The organism is Parabacteroides sp. PF5-9, from assembly GCF_029893105.1.
Classification (GTDB): domain Bacteria; phylum Bacteroidota; class Bacteroidia; order Bacteroidales; family Tannerellaceae; genus JARXWG01.
This window is the reverse complement of the sequence record NZ_JARXWG010000009.1, coordinates 15,940-36,666: the sequence shown is the minus strand read 5'-3', so window position 1 is coordinate 36,666 and position 20,727 is coordinate 15,940. Positions and strand designations below refer to the sequence as shown.

Below are 20,727 nucleotides of genomic sequence, written 5' to 3'. Positions count from 1 at the left end.
TCTTTTAAGAATTATGACGAAACAAATGTATGAAAATAAAAGATGTTTTTTAGGGCTTTTCTGTTTTCTGAAAAGCAATTCGTTCTGTACCGTTGGCCACATAGATAATGCCACATTCGATATAACCCAGTTTTCGCAGAATGTTTTGCATCACAAGATTGTCATGGTGTGTATCTACCCGTATGTTTTTACACTGTTCGAAACACCATTGCAGACAGAAGGCTGCTATTCCTTTTTGACTCCCATCGGAAGCCAGACGATGTACCACCCCGTAGGGTTTACTGTTCAGCCATTCTCCCTGATAGATTTTACTATAGGTGGGATCATCTCCTGTTTTGAAATAAAAAGTAGCAATGACCTCATTGTGTTCATTTACACAGACATAACTGTTCTTTTCGGCTAAATCAGCCATTACTTGTTCTTTGGAGGGATAGCCGTTGATCCATTGATTGGCATTCCCTGTTTTTTGCATAAATGACCGTGCATAGTCGTATATGCTTAATAGTCTGTCAATCTCTTTTGGAGTTGTTTGCCGTATTTTCATTTTCATGGATTCTTTAAGTGACAAAGATAATTTTTCTTCTGATCATTTGTCTTTGAGTTGAAGGGAGATTGTGAGATTCTGTTCTTTGATATGTTGAAAATCAGAGTTTGGTTGGTTATTCAAGTTGGATTATATTTGTCGGTAAAATAACAGCAAATCGTATTCCAATGCAATTGTACAAATATTTATTACTTCATACTCTTTTACTTGTCTTGTTTGCGTGTAACAAACCTGCAGAAAACGGTTTTAAAGAGCGAATGTTTCTGGATTTATCGGGTGTCTGGCTTTGTGATTCGGGCGAAATACGGCTGCCGGGAACTGTCGACGAAAGTCGGTTGGTCTCTTTGAACAGCGATACGTTGCAAACAGGGCAATTGACGCGTTTATATCCTTTTACAGGAAAAATGAAGTATTCGAAAGAGATCGATATTCCGGCATCTTTGGCACATAAAGAGTGGCGCTTGATTATGGAACGTACCAAGCCGACAACTCTTTGGATAGACGGTAATCGTATAGGTACAAATGCGTTGATATTATCTCCTCAGGTTTATTTGATCGGTAAACTTTCTGAAGGAAAGCATCAATTGTGTATAGAGGTGGATAACGGAGAAAATGCAGTACCTCAGGGAATCAAAGGGTCTCATGCCTGGACGGATGCGACACAGACGAATTGGAATGGGATTATCGGCCGATTTGGCCTTGAGGCATTTGAACAGATTCTAATAGAATCAGTGACGGTATCACCACAGATAAGTTCAAAATCTGTTCGTGTAGCCATGCAAATCCGGTCGGTTTCACCGATGAAAGCGTCGATAGATGTGAGAGGTCATTCCTGGAATACCACGGAAAAGATTCAAATTCCGGATCAGAAAATAGACTTAGACTTGCCGGAAGGATTGAGTGAATATGCATTTGAGGTTCAAATGGGAGACAATCTGTTTCTTTGGAGTGAATTTGATCCGGCATTATACAAACTGAATTTTGAACTTTCCAGCGGGGAATACTGCGATTATCGCACATTGGATGTTGGTATGCGGGATTTTTCTACCAACGGAACTCAGTTTACAATTAATTCTCTGAAGACATTTCTGCGTGGTAAGCATGATGCGTGTGTATTTCCACTGACAGGTTATCCGCCGATGGAGAAAGAGGAGTGGGTGCGACAGTTCCGGATTTCCAAGCAATATGGGATTAATCATTACCGGTTTCATTCGTGGACTCCTCCACAGGCCGCTTTTGATGCCGCGAATGAAGAGGGTATCTATATGCAGGCCGAATTACCTTATTGGGGGACAATGAAGCGGGATAATGAAGAATTAAACACTTTCCTGATACGTGAAGGGGAGCATATTTTGTCCTCTTATGCCAATAATCCCTCTTTTGTGATGATGGCTTTAGGCAATGAGTTGGGAGGCGACTTTAGTCTGATGCATGAAATCGTGGATCATTTCCGGAATCTGGATGATCGCCCATTTTATGCCTTTGGTGCGAATAATGCGTTGGGAACAGCTGGTCAACAGGAAGGAGAAGACTTTTTCGTGACTTGTAGGGTTGGAGGACAAGTTGGTTCGGACGATTATTCTCAGCATACGCGTGCCACTTTTTCTTTTGCCGATGCTAAAGATGGCGGATATATGAATGGTTGTTATCCTTCTACAGATCTGACCTTTGAAACGGCAATTGACGATTGTACGGTTCCTGTGATCAGTCATGAGAACGGACAGTTTCAAGTGTATCCGAATTACGATGAGATCGCAAAATATACCGGTGTACTGTATCCGTATAATCTGGAAATATTCCGTAAAAGACTGGAGGAAAACGGACTTGACGATCAGGCAGAACTGTTTCATCAGGCGACTGCCCGTTTTGCGGCATTGTGTTACAAAGCTGATTTTGAAATGTGTTTCCGTACCCCTGGTTTTGGAGGTTTTCAAGTATTGGATCTTCAGGATTACCCGGGGCAGGGGAGTGCTTATGTCGGCCTTTTGGATGCGTTTATGGATAGTAAAGAGGGTATGACACCGGAAGAATTCAAAGGGTTTTGTAATGAAATTGTACCGCTTGCCGTCATGCCTAAATATTGTTGGAGTACTCATGAAATTTTTCATTCTGAGATAAAAGTCAGTAATTATTCAGCAGCAGCGATTCGTGATGCCGAACTGGAATGGACTATTTTGAATGAAAAGAGTCTGGAGATATTGGGTGAAGGAAAATTTTATCTCAATATCAGCCAAGGTGAACTAAGTGATGTCGGACAGATTGAATTGCCACTTCAGACAGTAGATGTACCGACACAATTACGTCTGGTATTAACGATCGGCTCACAAGTAAATGCCTATGATTTATGGGTTTATCCGGAAATAGAAAAAATAAATAATTATGCGATTATTGAAACATCCGCTATGCCGGTAGTAATAGAGACACTGAAACGTGGAGAAAAAGTACTTTATACCCCCGATCATAAAGCGATGCAATCGCTCTCGGTAGGTGGTTTGTTTACTCCTGATTATTGGAATTATGCAATGTTTAAGAATATATCGGAAGGCCTTGGGCGTGAAGTCTCTCCTGGGACACTATCGATTCTGACTGATCCTGCACATCCGTTATTTGATCATTTTCCAACCGATTTACACAGTAATTGGCAATGGTGGATGATCTCTAAGCACTCACGGCCTTTTATTTTGGATAAAGCTCCTGCTGGGTATAAACCATTGATTCAGGTGATTGATAATATCGAACGAAATCATAAACTCGGATTATTGTTTGAATTTAAAGTAGGAGAGGGGAGTTTACTGGTTAGTATGTGTCGTCTGGATGAGATTATGGACAAACCAGAGGGCAGACAGTTCCGACAAGCTATTTATGAATATATGGCTTCGGAGAAGTTTAATCCGCAATCGTCTATCTCTACCGATGAATTACAATATTTGTTTAATTCAACAGTAGCCGAACGCGATATCATCGGGGTAAAGAATATAACGACTTATGAGTAAGTAGAAACTATTCATTAAAAGGTGTATATGGAAAAGTAAATGGGATAATACCCACCTTTACTGACGAAGAATTAAAGACGTAAAAAGAGCAATAAACAAAACTTTTAGATTTTTTTAACACGCAAAACAAAACCAAAGAGTTCTGTTTTCTAAAAGTCAGAGTAATATTGCAAAAAATTGCAGACACTTTAAATGTACCCTTTACGAACCTTTTCGACCAGCCTTCTAAAAATACAGTAAACTGTCCGCATTGTGGCAGAAGGATAAAGCGTAGGAAAGGAATAAAAGATCAGTTATTGACATTATGGAATTATCACTGATACAAAGTAAGATATACGAGATTCGAGGTGTCCGGGTAATGCTGGACTATGATTTAGCCGAGATGTACCGGGTAGAAACAAGAACCTTAAATCAAGCTGTCAAACGTAATATAAAGCGTTTTCCTCCTGACTTTATGTTCCGGTTATCACCTGAAGAATGGAAGAATATGTTATCACAATTTGTGATGACATACCCGACAAAGCGTCCTAAATCAGCTACACCATACGCATTTACGGAACAAGGTGTTGGGATGTTATCCGGATTGCTTAATAGTGATATAGCCATAGAGGTTAATATTGGTATCATGCGCGCTTTTGTAGCCCTACGTAACGTTTTGACCGCTGCGAAAGATAACGATCTGTTGCCGGCTCTGATGGATCGTATAAAGACTTTAGAGGAAGTCAGCGAGGAAACTTTAGCTGCAATAAACGACTTGTCCGAAGATACTCAAAAAGAGTTTGATGATATTTATATCGCATTGGCAGAATTGGCTGCAAAACATAAACAAGTGAACAAGCCCCGCAATCCGATAGGATACAGAAAACCAGAGGAATAATCATATTGTCTCATTCTCGTTTTAGTAACTTGACTCATTAGTGACAGTTTTTATGACAAATGAAAAAGAAAAGAAAGCAAGACTTATTATCGAAGCTGGTAATCTAGGATGGATTAACGAGTATGAAGTCTTTGATGCTTCTTCTCATAAGCAATCAAAGATCTTTTTAGGCTACTTCTTTATTGAACAAGATTTGAAACTATGCCAAGAATACTTGCATTTATTAGAGATAACAGAAAGTGCATCCATTAGAACATCGTTGGTCAACTCAATTGCTACATTATATGGTAAATGCTTCACTAATGCAGGAGTAGGCATTCCTATATTAAACGCAAAAAATATCTTTAAAAATTCTGAAAATCTTATTCAAACGCATGAGATATTGATGGATCTTAGACATAAGCATGTTGCGCATCGTTATGAGCATAGCTTTGAATGGGGAAATACTTTTTATCTTTTCCCTAAGAATATTAAACCAAACACTGAATTTAAGTATTACTTAAAGTGCGTTTCTAACAAGAAAACCTCTTTTTCAACACAAGTTTATTTCGATATAGAGGAGGTTTTAAGCCATATTCAAATAGCTATAAGAGAAAAAATGAAGAAGCTGTTTGTCACTATAGACGAATACATGAGGTCTCTAAACCGGGAAGAATTAGAAAAATTGCTAATGAATGATCTTTTGCATAATATTGGCAAATCAAATGGATTAATTGTAGAATCCAACAACTTTTGATTGGTTAGTAGCAATATATACAGGGTACAGTCCATCACTTCTCTTTTTCCTAATGCATGGAGTGAATTTTGCCATGATATTCTTGTAAGGTATTTGTAAGATTGCCAACAAATATATCAAATTTTTTGTTTGTTTTAGTTGTTTTAGTTTTCAGATTTGAAAAGAAAAAAGGCCTTGTAAATCAATACAAAGCCTTTGTAATCCAGTGATTTAATGCGTTGTGATCAGGATGGGATTCGAACCCATGACCCACAGCTTAGAAGGCTGTTGCTCTATCCAGCTGAGCTACCCGACCGGCCATTTATTCGGGCGCAAAGGTAATGTTTTTATTTGGATATGCAAATGAACAGATTGTAAAATATTTTCGAAGGAGGGGTAGAAAAAAGACTCTTTGTAGCCTTAATAAATTTATCCCGATGCACTATTGGTTTTATCGTATCTCTCTCACTTTTTTGCCGGAAGAATTAATCGTCTACCAATTGGTAGACGATAGTGACACAGTTGGTAGACGAAAGTGCACCAACTGGTAGACGGAAGTGACACGGCTGTTGGACGATTAATCCATTTTTATAAAAATGTCAACGTATGCAGATCAATTATGGAACATAAAGTGAAGAAAAGGATAAGGTATTGGGCATTTTATTTCATGAAAAGAGGAACAACCTTTACGGCATCAATAATTTTTCTACTTTTGTATCCCAATAAATAATTTCGGATATGAAAAATACACCTGTAGATTATCAAGCAGTGCAAAAGGTTATTCAAGCTTACGGGCTTCCCGATTTTGGAAAAGCGACCATCCGTGAAGTGGTTGCTATTTCAACCGAGTTGGAACAGCAAACGCAAACAGAGTTTATCCATATGGAAATGGGTGTTCCTGGTTTGAAACCGGCTCAGGTGGGTGTAGATGCGGAAATAGAAGCATTGCAGAAAGGTATAGCCTCTATATATCCGAATATTAATGGTATTCCCGAGTTGAAAAACGAGGCTTCTCGTTTTATTAAGGCCTTTATGAATATCACTGTTTCGCCCGAATCGTGTGTTCCGGTAACAGGTTCGATGCAGGGTACGTATGCTTCGTTTATGGTCTGCAGCCAGTGTTGGCCGGAAAGGGATACGATTCTTTTTATTGATCCGGGATTCCCTGTACAGAAACAGCAAATCACGGTTATGGGCAGTCGATACGAATCGTTTGATGTGTATGAATACAGGGGGGAGAAGTTGAGGGAAAAGCTTGAATCGTTCCTCTCAAAGGGAAATATTGCAGCAATGATTTACTCCAATCCGAATAATCCGGCCTGGTTTTGTCTGACGGAGGATGAGTTGAAGATCATTGGCGAGATGGCCGATAAATATGATGTGGTGGTGATAGAAGATCTGGCCTATTTTGCGATGGATTTCCGTAAAGAACTGGGTACTCCTTTTGAACCTCCTTATCAGCCTTCGGTGGCCAATTATACGGAGAATTATGTCTTGCAGATTTCGGGTTCAAAGGCATTCAGTTATGCCGGACAACGCATCGGAGTGACTGCTATCTCTGACAAACTCTATCAACGTATTTATCCGGGGCTGACCAAACGTTATGGCGGAGGCACATTCGGAACGGTTTATATTCATCGTGTGTTATATGCGCTTTCATCGGGGACGAGCCATTCGGCTCAGTATGCCTTGGCTGCTATGTTTAAAGCTGCTTCTGACGGAACATTTGATTTTATATCGGAGGTCAAAGCGTATGGACGACGGGCGGAGCGATTGAAAAAGATTTTTACAGATTATGGTTTTCGGATCGTGTACGATCATGATCTGGACGAACCGATAGCAGATGGCTTTTATTTTACCATTGCTTACCCAGGAATGACTGGCGGTGAACTGATGGAGGAGTTGATCTATTATGGGGTTAGTGCGATTTCGTTGAGTACCACCGGAAGTAATCAACAAGGGCTTCGTGCGTGTACCTCTTTTATTAAAGATCATCAGTATGCGTTGCTTGAAGAACGGTTGAAGTTATTCAGTCAAAATCACCCGCTTTAATTCACATCGCCGCTCTGTTTATTTACTTTTCTTAACACAATTATCGGAGTCAGTATTTGTATATTCTGATAGAAAACCATATATTGTGGGTGCTAACTAATTGTTTACATCCATAACTATGGCGTATTTCAATAACATATTCAGAGTCACGGATAACAATCTATTACCTACCCAAGGAAATATCCTAATCTCGGAACCTGGCCTGCAGGATATGTATTTTCAACGTTCGGTAGTGCTGTTAGTAAATCATGACCAGGATGGCTCGATGGGGTTTGTATTAAATAAAAAAACCGATTTATTAGTCAATTCATTTTTTACAGAACTGGAAGATTTAGCTGAAATGCCTATTTTTCTAGGAGGACCGGTCTGTGCGAATCGCTTGTTTTTTATTCATTCCTTAGGAGATCTTATTCCTGATTCAAAAAAAATAAATGATCATCTCTATTTTGATGGTGATTTTGATATCCTTAAAGGATATATAAGAAACGGACTTGCTGTCGAAGATAAAGTAAAATTTTTCCTGGGTTATAGTGGGTGGACAAAGGGACAATTAGGAAAAGAGATCGAAGGCCATTCATGGGTAGTCAGTCAGGCAGTCAATGACAGTATCATTCAGGCTGAAGGCGAATTATACTGGAAAAATTCACTGAAATTATTGGGTAGTGACTACAAATCGTGGATCAACTATCCCAAAGATCCTCAATTAAATTAATACGATCTTATTGATCTGTGGTAGAGTGATTGATTTTTTGCATGACCAGAACGTCCATGTAGTCATTCTCTGCAATTATCCAGTCGCTTAACAGGCCGGTTTGTGTAAACCCACAACGACTAAATAATCTTGTACTGACTTCGTTGCAGACAGGTATATGCACATATATCTGATGCAGTTTCAGGAAAACAAAGGCATAGTTGCACAGTATATCAACAGCCTCGGAAGCAAATCCGTTTTTCTGGCTCGTTTTATCGATCAATATCCCCATACCGGCTCGTCGGTGATGCGGGTCGAAGTCAAACAAATCGATCAGTCCGATCGCTTTATTGTTGGATTTTTGTTCGACCACTAACCGGAGTTGTTTTAAGTCGTAAATATCCCGGTGTGCCTGCAAAATATATTCTTTAAGCGTGTAATGCGAATAAGGAATAAGCGAATTACCCCAACTCCATAGATCCGAATCATTCTCCCATTGGTAGAGCAACGCCAGATCTTCCGGCTCAAGTGCTCGTAAACGTATACGATTGTTTTCAAGTAAAGACATACTTATTTTTCCGGCGAAAAGAATCGCTTGTTTTTTAGATTATAGAAATGATAATTTGAATTTTTGTTGACCATTTTGTCCATAAACAGCAACATCTGTTCGAAACGGGCATCCGGATAACAGAATACGTAATCGGTGAATCCTTTCATTTGATTTCTTCTGCAGATGGCATCTGTTACGCGTTCAACATCCAGATCCCACAGATTGACATACTCCAGCTCGGGCATCTGTTTGACTGCGATTGCTTTTATCGTTTCAAAATGATCTTCTTCACATAAGATCAATAAACGACGATGTTTGATCTTTTTTTTCTTTTTAGCAGGAGGAGAAAGCGGGTCGAAATAGAGTATCCGTTCCGGATAATAATAGTTTTTGTAGCCCGCTTGCATGATCCGATAACAGTGTTCAATATGTGCTTCCTGATAGTTTAGCTCTCCCTCAGGCCGTCTTGTTTGATCAAAAGCTTCATGGCGAATCAACAAAAAAGTATCAGGCAATACATCAACTTTGTGTTGTTTGTTTTCATTTAAATGAGACAATTCGCTTCGTGATTGGGGAAAAAGATGTACCAGACCTGTTTTTTTACAAAAAGCGGTCAGCCATGAAGGGAATCGTTGTTTGCTTTCCGGGCGAAATACCCCGTGTATATCAATTAGTTTGGAGCCTAACAGGCCGATTTTAGGGTGTTCGTCCATAAAAAAGCAGAGTGTACGTAAACTCTCTTCTCCTATAATTGTATTACTGTTTAGTAACAAGATATACTCTCCCTGAGATTGCCGGATCGCATCTTCTTTTGTTGTTGTGAAATTTATCTGGTTATCATCCGGTGTTATGTGCGGGAAATGTTCTGTTACAAATGGTTTGATCTCGTCGGACGAATGATCGTCGATGATAAATAGTTCGAGATCCATACCGGTTGTAGCAGCTTGAACGGCATAAAGGCATTGTTCAAGTAAAGGTTTGGACGTATAGTTGAAAATAAGAATAGATAATTTTGTTTCGTACATATTAAGTATTCAATTAAATTTTCATCGAGTCACTAAAATTTGTCCGGTTTAAGATGGAACGTCCCAAGGTGATCTCATCGGCATATTCGATCTCATCTCCGATAGAAATACCACGGGCAATGACAGATACTTTGACATCATATGCTGAAAGTTTGCGATAGATGAAAAAATTGGTCGTGTCTCCCTCCATGGTCGTGCTTAAAGCCAAAATTATTTCGGTAATATCATCATTGGCAACCCGTTGTATCAAGCTATCAATTTCTAAATCACCAGGGCCAATCCCATCCATCGGTGAGATAATACCTCCTAAGACGTGATAAATACCCCGGAATTGTCCGGTGTTTTCGATGGCCATCACTTCTTTGATGTTCTCAACAACACAGATGATAGAGTGATCGCGATTTGAATTTCCGCAGATCTCACAAATCTCTTCATCACAGATGTTATGACAACATTTACAGTATTTCACCTCTTTTCGTAAAGCAGTAATGGCGGCAGCAAAATTTTCGGCATATGTTTCGTCGCGACGCAAAATATGTAAGGCGAGTCGTAGAGCTGTTTTTCTGCCTATTCCGGGTAATGAGGCCAATTCTCTGACTGCATTTTCGAGAAGAACAGAGGGGTATTTTTGAATCATGCTTTTTTGCTTGTGTTCACAAAGATATGAAAAGCCGCGCGCAGAAGCAAACTTGTCTGAATATCTAATCCGATTTCATTGGTTTGAATGAAACTTCTTATAAGTGAGAACGAAACAGTAAACCATGCTTTAAAACATGTTTTTTAGGGGATCGTAATACAAAGAAGAAAGTTACTTTTACACGCAATTTAGTAACTCAAAGTAATACATGAAGAACGAAAATACCCTGTCTGGTTTAGCTAAAGAAAACTTTAATAAACAGATTGACGGAAAAGATACGCAACTTTGTGTACTGACCAATCAAACAGGCTCCGAATTGACAGTTACCAATTATGGGGCTAAAATTGTATCCTTAATGGTGCCGGATCGCAACGGGAAATTAATCGATGTAGTGACCGGTCATCATTCGATAGATGAATATCTTTCTTCCGAAGAACCTTATTTTGGCGCTGTGTGTGGGCGATATGGAAATCGTATTGCCAACGGACGGTTTGTTATAGACGGTATTGTTTATGATCAATTAGCGATTAATAACGGATCGAATAACCTGCATGGAGGAGTTAAAGGGTTCAATGCTGTTGTGTGGGATATCGAGCAAAAAGACCCACAGACTGTCGTGTTGAAATATACATCTGAAGACGGCGAGGAGGGCTTTCCCGGAAATTTACAGACAATATTGATATATCATCTGACGGATGAGAACGAAGTCGTTATGACTTATGAGGCTATAACAGATAAACCTACTGTTGTCAATCTGACTAATCATTCTTACTTTAATCTTTCCGGGGCAGGAGATCCTTCGATTGGTGATCATCTGTTGACGATCAACGCTGATTATTATCTGCCGACAGATGACACAGCTATTCCTTATGGTCCGAAAGAGCAGGTGGAAGGAACTCCTATGGATTTCCGTTCACCTTATAGAGTAGGGGATCGTATCCATGAAGATTTTGAACAACTGATCTTTGGAAAAGGATATGACCATACTTATGTCTTAAATAAGGAAGGGAAAGAGTTGTCATTCTGTGCCCGTTGTTCATCTCCCAAAACGGGGATTGTTATGGATACATATACTACGGAACCAGGTGTACAATTATATACCGGAAACTGGATGACCGGTAATTTTGAAGGCAAGCATGGACAGCGTTATCCCGCCCGTTCCGCCCTTTGCTTGGAAACCCATCATTTCCCGGACAGTCCGAATAAACCGGAATATCCCTCTACCGTGTTGCGTCCGGGTGAGGTTTTTCGTAGTCAAACGAGTTATAAATTTTCAATAGAATAACATAATCTTATTAACTAATATTTTAATATTTATGGAATCTACAAATCAAAAAAATTACACGGTGCCTATTATTATGATGATCATCTTGTTTGCGATGATCTCATTTGTAACCAATCTTGCTGCACCGATGGGTGTTGTATTGAAAAACCAGTTTGGAGCGTCTAACTTCCTCGGAATGTTAGGTAACTTCGCCAATTTTGCCGCTTATGCCTTTATGGGTATTCCTGCCGGTAAATTGCTGGAAAAAATCGGTTACAAAAAGACTGCATTGGCAGCAATCGCTGTTGGTTTTATCGGCGTAGGTATTCAATATCTGTCGGGAACAGCAGGTAGCTTTGCTGTGTATGTATTAGGTGCATTCGTTGCAGGTTTCTCTATGTGTATGTTGAATACAGTAGTAAACCCGATGTTGAACACACTTGGTGGCGGTGGTAACAAAGGTAACCAATTGATCCAGGTTGGAGGTACGTTGAACTCATTGTGTGCTACTATCGTTCCGATGATGGTTGGTGCGTTGGTTGGTGAAGTAACAAAAGCAAATATTACGGATGTTTATCCTGTGATGTATATGGCTATGGGTATCTTCCTAACAATTTTTGTTGTTCTTTATTTTGTAAACATTCCTGAACCTCATATTGCAAAGTCTACAGGTGTAAAACATGCACATAGCCCTTGGGCTTTCCGTCATTTTGTGTTAGGTGCTGTTGGTATTTTCGTATATGTAGGTATTGAAGTTGGTATTCCGGGTACAATGAATTTATTCCTTGCAGATCCTAATGCCGGTGGAGTAGGTGCTGCTACAGCCGGATTCGTGGCTGGAACATACTGGTTCTTGATGCTTATCGGTCGTACAATCGGTGCTGCGATTGGTGGAAAAGTATCCAGTAAGACCATGTTGACAGGAGCTTCTGCCGTAGGTATTTTATTGGTGTTGTTAGCTATGTTCTCGCCGATTACTTCAACAGTTTCTATGCCTGTTATTCAGACAAATGATGTCGGTTCAATTTCATTAGGTATGGTTAGTGTGCCTATTAATGCTTTGTATTTGATGTTATGCGGTTTGTGTACATCTGTTATGTGGGGTGGAATCTTTAACCTGGCTGTTGAAGGTCTGGGTAAATATGTGGCTGCTGCTTCCGGTATCTTTATGATGATGGTTTGCGGTGGAGGTATTCTTCCTTTGATTCAGAACGCTATAGCTGACGCAACTACTTATATGACTTCATATTGGGTACCTATTGCAGGTTTTGCTTATCTGTTGTATTATGCTTTAATAGGTAGCAAGAATGTCAATCAAGATATTCCGGTTGAATGACAGACGACTGAATATGACCATTTAATATAGTGAAGAAACTATTCGATACAGGAGGCCTGGTCGGATAGTTTCTTCCCGTTTTATAACCTATTAATTAGACAATAACCCATGCAAAAAAAGATTAGAGTAAAGTTTGATGAACTATTTAAAACCGAAGGTTCGGTTTTTGCTTCCCCTGGTCGTATAAACCTGATCGGTGAGCATACTGACTATAATGGAGGTTTTGTTTTTCCAGGCGCAATAGATAAAGGAATGATTGCAGAGATCAAACCTAACGGAACAGATCGCATACGTGCTTTTGCCATTGATTTAGATGATTATGCAGAGTTTGGCCTTGAAGAGGGGGATATCCCTACTGCCGGATGGGCAAAGTATATATTCGGCGTTTGTCGTGAGATCATAAAAAGAGGAGGAAAGGTAGCTGGTTTTGATACGGTATTTGCCGGTGATGTTCCTTTGGGTGCCGGAATGTCCTCTTCCGCGGCATTGGAAAGCACATATGGTTTTGCATTGAATGAGTTGTTTCAGTTAGGCATTGATCAGTTTGAATTAGCCAAAATAGGCCAGGCAACAGAGCACAACTATGTAGGAGTTAATTGTGGTATTATGGATCAATTCGCATCTATCTTCGGCAAGAAAGGTAGTTTGATCCGTTTGGATTGTCGGTCGTTAGAGTATAAATATTTCCCATTTAATCCGGAAGGTTATAAACTGGTATTGCTCGATTCGGTTATAAAACATGAATTGGCCTCTTCTGCCTACAATAAACGTCGTCAATCTTGTGAAAATGTTGTTGCTGTTATTCAGCGGACTCATCCGAATGTGGAATTTTTACGTGATGTCAATATGGAGATGCTGAAAGCCGTGCAATCGGAAGTCAGTGAGGAGGATTATATGCGTGCAGAATATGTCGTTGAAGAGATTCAGCGCGTACTCGATGTTTCTGATGCTCTTGAAAGGGGAGATTATGAAACTGTAGGACAAAAGATGTACGAAACCCACTACGGCATGAGCAAACTGTATGAGGTAAGCTGCGAAGAACTTGATTTCCTCAATGATATTGCCAAAGAATGCGGAGTAACAGGCTCACGTGTTATGGGAGGTGGCTTTGGAGGTTGTACAATCAATCTGGTCAAAGCAGAGAAGTACGATGCTTTTATAGAAAAAGCATTCTCAGCCTATAAAGAAAAATTTGGTCGTGAACCTAAATTATATGATGTCGTGATTAGTGACGGTGCACGTCGTATAAAATAAACAGAGGATATATATAACAAAAAACGAGGTTAATCTTTTGACTAACCTCGTTTTTTATCTATAAACCTCGTTTTTATTTATCAGAGAGATCTACAACTTCAGCATCAGGAGCATTCTTTTTGACAGAAGCAATTCCATTTGCCCGACCCGATTCAGCAGCATACATTTCACTCATTCCAATCACTTGTCCGTTGCTTGCTTTTAGTGTGAAATAAGGCTTTCCGTTTTTTGCTGTCAATTTTTCAAAACGTTCATCGATCTGGCTGTTTTTCTTTACAGACTCTATCCCGTTTTTACAACTGTCTTTCGCTTTATACCCTTCACTTGTCAGGATAATTTCTCCATTTCCTGCTTTCAGATTAAACTGAAACTCTCCATTTTTTCTTTTTGTAATTTCAAATTTTGCCATAATGCACGATTAATTAATTATATAAGTAATTAACATTCCTCAGTTGGAGAATGTTTATTTATTTGAATAACAACGGAGCAAACTCCGATAAATAGATGCGCCAATTCTTCCAGATATGCCCTTCGTCAGTTTCGAAGTAGGTATATGGATAGTTGTTTTCATCTAATTTTTTCATGTAGTCGAGATTGGCTTGATAAAGGAAATCAGTTTTACCGATAGCAATCCAATAAAGTTTAGGCTTTTTACCAAATTGAATTTTCAACTTTTCATCCATGTTTTTATATATTTTCGACTCGACATTATCATTCGGTATGATCGCTGCTGAAAATAAACCCACATAATCAAACATATCGGGATACTCTTTTGATATATGTAGCGAATGATATCCACCCATGGAAAGACCACATATTGCACGGCTCGATTTCCGGTTGATGGTCCGGTAGTTATTATCAATAAATTTGACCACATCAGGAAAACTTGTTTCCATAGATCCTTCCATTGTTTTCGGCAATTGCATGGTTGGTTTGTAGAGTCCGAGTGATGATTCGCCGGGAGCAGCTTCTTGTATCGCATTACCATTAGTCATTACAACAATCATCGGTTTAGCCTTGCCTTGTGCCACCAGATTATCCAAGATCTGTGCCGTTCGTCCTAAAGCGATCCAAGCCTCTTCGTCGCCACCCATTCCATGTAAGAGGTAAAGAACCGGATAACGCTGAGCACTCTTCTCATAACCCGGAGGCGTATAAATAGTCACTCTGCGCGACATGCCTAATGTTGGACTATCATACCAACGACGGGCGACCGTTCCGTGAGGCACATTGTTGACACTGTATAAATCACCTCTTCCTCCTTTGATGATAAAAATATTTGTGACTGATGCCACGTCACGGATCAGATATACATTGTTTGGATCAGTTGTTCTTACTCCGTCAACGATAAATGAGTAACTGTATAGTTCAGGGGAAAGAGGAGAGGGTGTTGTATATTCCCATACGCCGTTTTCGCCTTCTTTCAAATCTGCTATACCAGGAGCATCAACTGTTCCGAATTGTGTTTCCATTTTTTGCGTAGGAAGGAAATCTCCGGTTAATTGTACCTTTATTGCTTTAGGAGCCGTAAAACGAAATGTCACTGTGTTGTTCTCGTGCACTTCCGGTGAAACGACGCTTTGTCCTCCGAATAAAGCTTGCTGCGCAAAAGTGGTGATGCACAACAGTAGCATTCCTGTTAAAATAGATAGTTTTTTCATCTGTTTTGTCTGTATAATAAATTGAGGGCAGAAAGTTAATCATATCATCGAAGAAACAGGGCGTTTTTTTTGTTTTTGATTATTTTTTGATAAAAATCAACCGCTGTAACTTATACAACTAAACAAAATCAGCTGCAAAGCAATAAAAAAAGACCGCCAATTTGACGGTCTTCCTTGTTTCTATTTTTCGTTTTTTTTATTCTTTAGCAGCACTTTTACTATGCGCAATCGATTGAAGAGCCAGATAATTATCTCCGAAATTTTTCAAATTATCCATCTCTGTATCAAATTGATCCTGGTGTTCTTCTTCTTCAAGGATGATACTCTCAAAGAGTTTTTTCGATGCCGAGTCCGATTCAGCACCACAGATCTTTGCCCATTCATTGTACTTTTCGATAGCATCCAGTTCCATTTGATTGGCTAATTCCAACATACCTTTCACCTCTTTTATCCGTTCTACTTTTTTGGTCGCTTTCAAATCTAATTCTCCTTTGAGATAGAGGATGCGTTCTGCAAATTTTTCTACGTGGATCATTTCTTTGATGGATGTACGCTTGAAATAAGCCGCCAGATAATCATAACCCATATCTTCCAACAGGATATGGAAATACATGTACTGGTTGACTGCATTCATCTCTTCTGCTACTGCCTTGTTAAGCAGTTCAATACTTTTTTCTCTTTGAATCATAAGACGTAAGATTTAATAGTTATTTTGTCGTTTATCACTGATGTCTTATAAATGTAACAATCCGGTTGAATATTTTGTTCCTGATGAATGCATATCGATATGTTTTATATTTCTAAATAAATCTTAAAATATCTGCTGATTTCCGATATGGTCTGTTATAGATATATGTGTGAAACAATCTAATCAAAATCGATATGACTCAAAAAATATTCGTTCGTGACTTAACTCTTTGTGACGCTCAACAATCTACCTTTGCTACCCGGATGACTCAGGAACAGATCAATCATGTACTTCCTTATTACAGAAATGCCGGTTTTTATGCCATGGAGGTATGGGGAGGGGCAGTACCTGATACCATGATGCGTTTTCTGGGGGAGAATCCGTGGAACCGGTTGGATCAAATTAAAGCAGAAATAGGTAATATGTCCCGGCTTTCAGCGGTGTCAAGCGGACGAAATCTGGTGGGATACAGTCCTTATCCCGATACGCTTATAGAAAGTTTTTACAGAAATGTCATCGAATCAGGTATTGACCTTATGCGGGTCTTTGATCCGTTAAACGATATTGAGAATCTGAAATCATCTATTCGTTATATCAAACGTTCGAAGGCAAAGGTCGATGGTGCAATTTGTTATGAAGTGGATGCACATTATTCACCGGTCGACCGGATAAAAGCGGCTTTACATGGAGAGAAAATACCCGGATCGATTTATACGGATGCGTATTTTCTGGAAAAAGCGCTTCAGTTGGAAGCTGCCGGAGCAAATATCATAACGATTGAGGATATGAGCGGATTAATGACGCCATCGCGCACGGCATCTATCATTCAATTGTTTAAACAACATTTAAAAGTACCGGTCGATTTTCATACACATTGTACTCCCGGATATGGATTGGCCTCCGTTTTAATGGCTATTCTCCATGGTGTAGATATGGTAGATACGAATATCTGGTATTTTGCCGGAGGATCAGCATCACCGGCTTTGGAACTGGTTTATGTCTTTTGTAAAAAAATGGGGATTGAACTGGATCTAAATATGGAAGCTGTTGCAGCGATCAATAAAGAACTTTATACGATCCGAAAAGAGTTGTCGGCATATGATCCGGTAAAAGAGTTCCCCAAACCATTTAACCCGTTAGTGGATAGTTTTCCCGCCGAAATCGATCGATTTTTTAATGAGGCGATAGTCGCTGCGCGCCATGGAAAGGAAGACGATTTACTACGGTATTGTCATGCGATAGAAGCGTATTTTAATTTCCCTGTTCCGAATGAACAGGTTAAAGTGTCTCAGTTGCCGGCGGGGATGTATACCCATTTAGTGGCTCAACTCAAGCAAGTCGGTGAAGAAAGACTATTGGAAGATGCTTTATGTTTGATACCGAAGGTCAGGGAAGATGCCGGTATGCCTCCGTTAGTGACACCGATCAGCCAGATTATTGCTGCCCAAGCGGTTTCTTGTGCATTGGATAAAGTCAATAACCGTCCTTTATACAGTAATCCCTCTATTCAGTTTATCGAACTAATCAGGGGAGATTACGGTAAAATGCCTGTTGCTATAGATCCTCTTTTCAGGCAAAAAATAACAGGTATACAGAAAGAAATCGCTTTTGATGATGCGAATTATATCATGCAAAAGCCCCTTGTGGATGAGGAAGGAAGCCTGTTGGCTGAAACGGAAAAAGAGTTATTGTTGTTGGAATTATTCCCAACGACAGCTAAACGATTTCTGATTCGACAAAAAGAGCAAAGGGAACTTTCAATAGAAGCCGTTGCAACAGAGGAATTGATTGATTACGCCGAATAACGCGTTCGATCAGATCAACTCCCTTTATAAAGGCAAAGGTATTTTGTCGACCCTTTTCTGATGGCGGCCACCTTCAAAATCGGTCGTTAAAAAGACCTCAAGAGTCTCTGTAGTCTCTTCTTTACTGATAAAGCGTCCAGGCATTACAAGCACGTTTGCATCGTTATGCGCACGAGCCAAACGTGCTATTTCTTTTTCCCAGCATAATGCAGCCCTGACCCCTTGATGTTTGTTCAGCGTCATGCTGATTCCACCTCCGGATCCGCAAATCGCAATACCCGGATAGACCTCACCTTTTTCAATGGCATAGGCTAAAGGATGCGCAAAATCGGGATAGTCGCAAGGTTCGGTCGAGTAGGTTCCGAAATCTTTATACGGCAATCCTTTTTTTTCTAATAATTGTCTGATAAATTCTTTCAATTCGAAGCCGGCATGGTCACTGCATATACCTATTATACTCATGATTCGTTTCTAATTATGCTAAATATTCTTTTACCTGTTGATAGACATTCTGAGCAGTAAAGCCGAGTTTCTCATCCAATACTTTGTAGGGCGCTGAATATCCGAAAGATTCCAGTCCCCATACTTTACCATGATCACCGACTAATCCCTGAAGAGTCACCGGCAGACCTGCCGTCAGTCCGAACACTTTACTTCCCGGAGGAATAACTGCTTCCTGATACGCTTTACTCTGGGTACGAAAAACTCCTTCAGAAGGCACAGATACGATACGCACCTTTATACCATCCGCACGAAGCAGGGCGGAGCCTTCGACTAAGGTAGCAACCTCCGATCCGGAAGCTATCAGCGTCACATCGGCATTCGCATCTTCTTCTATGACATAAGCGCCTTTTTCAGTGGGTAAAGCTTCCTGATAATGGTTATCGCTTTTATAGGGCAAATCGTTGACGTTCTGGCGAGAGAAAATAAGTCCTGTCGGAGTGGTTGTATTTTCCATAGCCATCTTCCAAGCCACTGTCGTTTCATTGACATCTGCCGGGCGAAGCACAAGCATGGAGTTTTGTCCTTTATGATTTTTCAATTTTTCCATTAGTCTGATCTGCACTTCTTGTTCGACAGGCTCATGTGTCGGACCATCTTCTCCTACACGGAAAGCATCGTGCGACCAGATAAATTTCAGTGGCTGTTCCATTAATGCCGCCATTCTGATCACCGGTTTCATATAGTCGGAGAATACGAAGAATGTGCCGCATGCCGCAATAATACCACCGTGCAGACACATCCCCAGACAGATAGAGGCCATTGTCAGTTCGGATACTCCTGCCTGAAAGAATGCACCGCTGAAATCACCTTTGGTAAATGCGTGTGTTTTCTTGAGGAAACCATCTGTTTTGTCTGAATTAGAGAGGTCGGCAGAAGAACAAATCATGTTCTCAACCTGTGAGGCTAAGACCCCTAATACCGTTGCCGAAGCAACACGGGTCGGTTGGTTCGACTTTTGTTCGATAGCCGACCAGTCGATGGCCGGGATTTCTCCGCTAAACCATTTATTCATCTTTACGGCCAATTCAGGATTTGCTTTGGCCCAACTCTCTTTCTGGGCATATCGTTTGGAGACAATACCTTCTAATTCTTTTGCTCTGTTGATATACAACTCGGCCACTTCAGGGAATATGGTAAACGGATTTTCAGGATCACCTCCCAGGTTCTTAACCGTTTCTGTGATCGAAGCACCTGCGGCAGATAACGGCTGACCATGAGTCGACACTTTGTCTTCATAGCTGCTTTTGTCTTCAGCCATTGCCCCTTTGCCCATAATGGTATTACCAATAATTAAGGTTGGCCGTTCCCTTTCAGCATTGGCGATAGTTAATGCTTTACGGATTTCATTAACATCATTCCCGTTAATGGTAATGACTTTCCACCCCCAGGCTTCGTATTTCATTGCGACGTTTTCGGTCGTGACTTCTTCTACCTTCGTCGATAACTGGACATTATTTGCGTCATAGAACATGATCAGGTTATCCAATCCTAACGAACCGGCTGTTCGTCCGGCTCCCTGAGATATTTCTTCCTGAATACCTCCGTCAGAGATGAATGTATAGATCGTTTGGCTCATCTGTTCACCCAGACGGGCTTTGAAAAATTTAGCAGCGATCGCAGCACCTACAGCCATGGTATGACCTTGTCCCAATGGGCCGGAGGTGTTTTCTATACCTCGGGTGATATCACGTTCGGGATGCCCCGGTGTAGGACTGCCCCATTGCCTGAACTGCATTAATTCTTCCAAGGTATATTTACCCGCAAAAGCGAGTACGGCATATAACATCGGTGACATATGTCCGGGGTCCAGGAAAAAACGGTCGCGACCTTCCCATGTCGGATTTTTAGGATCATAAATTAAAAATTCGGAGAATAATACGTTTATAAAGTCTGCACCTCCCATAGCACCACCAGGATGCCCTGATTTTGCTTTTTCTACCATGGATGCTGCCAATATACGGATATTATCCGCCGCTCTGTTCATGATCTTTGTATCGTTCATAATGATGGGTATTTGTATTTTGGCGCAAAGATAGTGAAACTCTTTATTTTTGTGGCCATGTAAAGCCAACAATTCGCTTGGTAAAAACGTTTCCGGTCTTAGTTAATGTAAAAGATTGATAACAAGGAA

18 protein-coding genes and 1 tRNA gene are annotated in these 20,727 nt (G+C 40.3%); 9 read left to right on the top strand and 10 right to left on the bottom strand.

Annotation, left to right across the window (positions count from 1 at the left end; translation table 11 throughout):
- Positions 1-49: 49 nt before the first annotated feature.
- Positions 50-544 carry a GNAT family N-acetyltransferase gene (locus M2135_RS06895; RefSeq protein WP_280747852.1) on the bottom strand — a complete coding sequence of 165 codons (495 nt, stop codon included), beginning with the start codon at positions 542-544 and terminating at the stop codon, positions 50-52.
- Between the two features lie 167 nt (positions 545-711).
- Here M2135_RS06895 and M2135_RS06890 point away from each other — a divergent pair, with 167 nt between their 5' ends.
- From M2135_RS06890 to M2135_RS06880, 3 genes are all read left to right on the top strand, one after another.
- The gene (locus M2135_RS06890; RefSeq protein ID WP_280747794.1) at positions 712-3,537 is read left to right on the top strand and encodes a glycoside hydrolase; all 2,826 of its coding nucleotides are present in this window, start codon (positions 712-714) and stop codon (positions 3,535-3,537) included.
- Between the two features lie 304 nt (positions 3,538-3,841).
- Positions 3,842-4,414: an ORF6N domain-containing protein gene (locus tag M2135_RS06885; RefSeq protein WP_280747793.1), complete on the top strand. Its 573-nt coding sequence runs from the start codon at positions 3,842-3,844 to the stop codon at positions 4,412-4,414.
- A 52-nt stretch (positions 4,415-4,466) separates the two neighbouring features.
- Positions 4,467-5,150 carry a hypothetical protein gene (locus M2135_RS06880; RefSeq protein WP_280747792.1) on the top strand — a complete coding sequence of 228 codons (684 nt, stop codon included), beginning with the start codon at positions 4,467-4,469 and terminating at the stop codon, positions 5,148-5,150.
- 221 nt (positions 5,151-5,371) lie between these two features.
- Here M2135_RS06880 and M2135_RS06875 read toward each other — a convergent pair.
- Positions 5,372-5,445, bottom strand: a tRNA-Arg gene (locus M2135_RS06875).
- A gap of 422 nt (positions 5,446-5,867) precedes the next feature.
- On the opposite strand from M2135_RS06875, the gene M2135_RS06870 reads away from it, so the two are divergent.
- Positions 5,868-7,181, top strand: a complete 1,314-nt coding sequence (locus tag M2135_RS06870; RefSeq protein ID WP_280747791.1) for a pyridoxal phosphate-dependent aminotransferase — start codon at positions 5,868-5,870, stop codon at positions 7,179-7,181.
- A 118-nt stretch (positions 7,182-7,299) separates the two neighbouring features.
- On the top strand, positions 7,300-7,893 hold the full coding sequence (locus M2135_RS06865; protein ID WP_280747790.1) for a YqgE/AlgH family protein: 594 nt from the start codon (positions 7,300-7,302) through the stop codon (positions 7,891-7,893).
- Between the two features lie 7 nt (positions 7,894-7,900).
- On the opposite strand, the gene M2135_RS06860 is transcribed toward M2135_RS06865, so the two are convergent.
- Genes M2135_RS06860 through recR form a run of 3 tightly spaced genes read right to left on the bottom strand, consistent with a single transcriptional unit; the run spans position 7,901 to position 10,084 of the window.
- Positions 7,901-8,440 carry a GNAT family protein gene (locus M2135_RS06860; protein ID WP_280747789.1) on the bottom strand — a complete coding sequence of 180 codons (540 nt, stop codon included), beginning with the start codon at positions 8,438-8,440 and terminating at the stop codon, positions 7,901-7,903.
- Between the two features lie 2 nt (positions 8,441-8,442).
- Positions 8,443-9,447, bottom strand: a complete 1,005-nt coding sequence (locus M2135_RS06855) for a glycosyltransferase (protein WP_280747788.1) — start codon at positions 9,445-9,447, stop codon at positions 8,443-8,445.
- A 13-nt stretch (positions 9,448-9,460) separates the two neighbouring features.
- A complete protein-coding gene (gene recR, locus M2135_RS06850) occupies positions 9,461-10,084 on the bottom strand; it encodes a recombination mediator RecR (RefSeq protein ID WP_280747787.1) in 624 nt (207 codons plus the stop codon).
- Between the two features lie 208 nt (positions 10,085-10,292).
- Here recR and M2135_RS06845 point away from each other — a divergent pair, with 208 nt between their 5' ends.
- From M2135_RS06845 to galK, 3 genes are all read left to right on the top strand, one after another.
- Positions 10,293-11,369: an aldose epimerase family protein gene (locus M2135_RS06845; RefSeq protein WP_280747786.1), complete on the top strand. Its 1,077-nt coding sequence runs from the start codon at positions 10,293-10,295 to the stop codon at positions 11,367-11,369.
- Positions 11,370-11,400: 31 nt separating this feature from the next.
- Positions 11,401-12,684 carry an MFS transporter gene (locus M2135_RS06840; RefSeq protein WP_280747785.1) on the top strand — a complete coding sequence of 428 codons (1,284 nt, stop codon included), beginning with the start codon at positions 11,401-11,403 and terminating at the stop codon, positions 12,682-12,684.
- A gap of 108 nt (positions 12,685-12,792) precedes the next feature.
- The gene (gene galK / locus M2135_RS06835) at positions 12,793-13,938 is read left to right on the top strand and encodes a galactokinase (RefSeq protein WP_280747784.1); all 1,146 of its coding nucleotides are present in this window, start codon (positions 12,793-12,795) and stop codon (positions 13,936-13,938) included.
- Positions 13,939-14,011: 73 nt separating this feature from the next.
- Here galK and M2135_RS06830 read toward each other — a convergent pair whose 3' ends face one another.
- From M2135_RS06830 to M2135_RS06820, 3 genes are all read right to left on the bottom strand, one after another.
- Entirely contained in the window at positions 14,012-14,350 is a 339-nt protein-coding gene (locus M2135_RS06830) for a YegP family protein (protein WP_348537108.1), read from the bottom strand.
- A 55-nt stretch (positions 14,351-14,405) separates the two neighbouring features.
- Positions 14,406-15,599 (bottom strand): esterase, encoded by a 1,194-nt coding sequence (locus tag M2135_RS06825; RefSeq protein WP_280747782.1) that lies wholly within the window; start codon positions 15,597-15,599, stop codon positions 14,406-14,408.
- A 196-nt stretch (positions 15,600-15,795) separates the two neighbouring features.
- Positions 15,796-16,287 (bottom strand): ferritin-like domain-containing protein, encoded by a 492-nt coding sequence (locus tag M2135_RS06820; RefSeq protein ID WP_280747781.1) that lies wholly within the window; start codon positions 16,285-16,287, stop codon positions 15,796-15,798.
- Between the two features lie 194 nt (positions 16,288-16,481).
- On the opposite strand from M2135_RS06820, the gene M2135_RS06815 reads away from it, so the two are divergent.
- Positions 16,482-18,092, top strand: coding sequence for a carboxylase (locus M2135_RS06815; protein ID WP_280747780.1), 1,611 nt, complete (start codon positions 16,482-16,484; stop codon positions 18,090-18,092).
- 24 nt (positions 18,093-18,116) lie between these two features.
- Here M2135_RS06815 and rpiB read toward each other — a convergent pair whose 3' ends face one another.
- Complete coding sequence (rpiB, locus tag M2135_RS06810; RefSeq protein WP_280747779.1) at positions 18,117-18,554, bottom strand: ribose 5-phosphate isomerase B; 438 nt, start codon at positions 18,552-18,554, stop codon at positions 18,117-18,119.
- A gap of 13 nt (positions 18,555-18,567) precedes the next feature.
- Complete coding sequence (locus M2135_RS06805) at positions 18,568-20,598, bottom strand: transketolase (protein WP_280747778.1); 2,031 nt, start codon at positions 20,596-20,598, stop codon at positions 18,568-18,570.
- Positions 20,599-20,727: the final 129 nt, after the last annotated feature.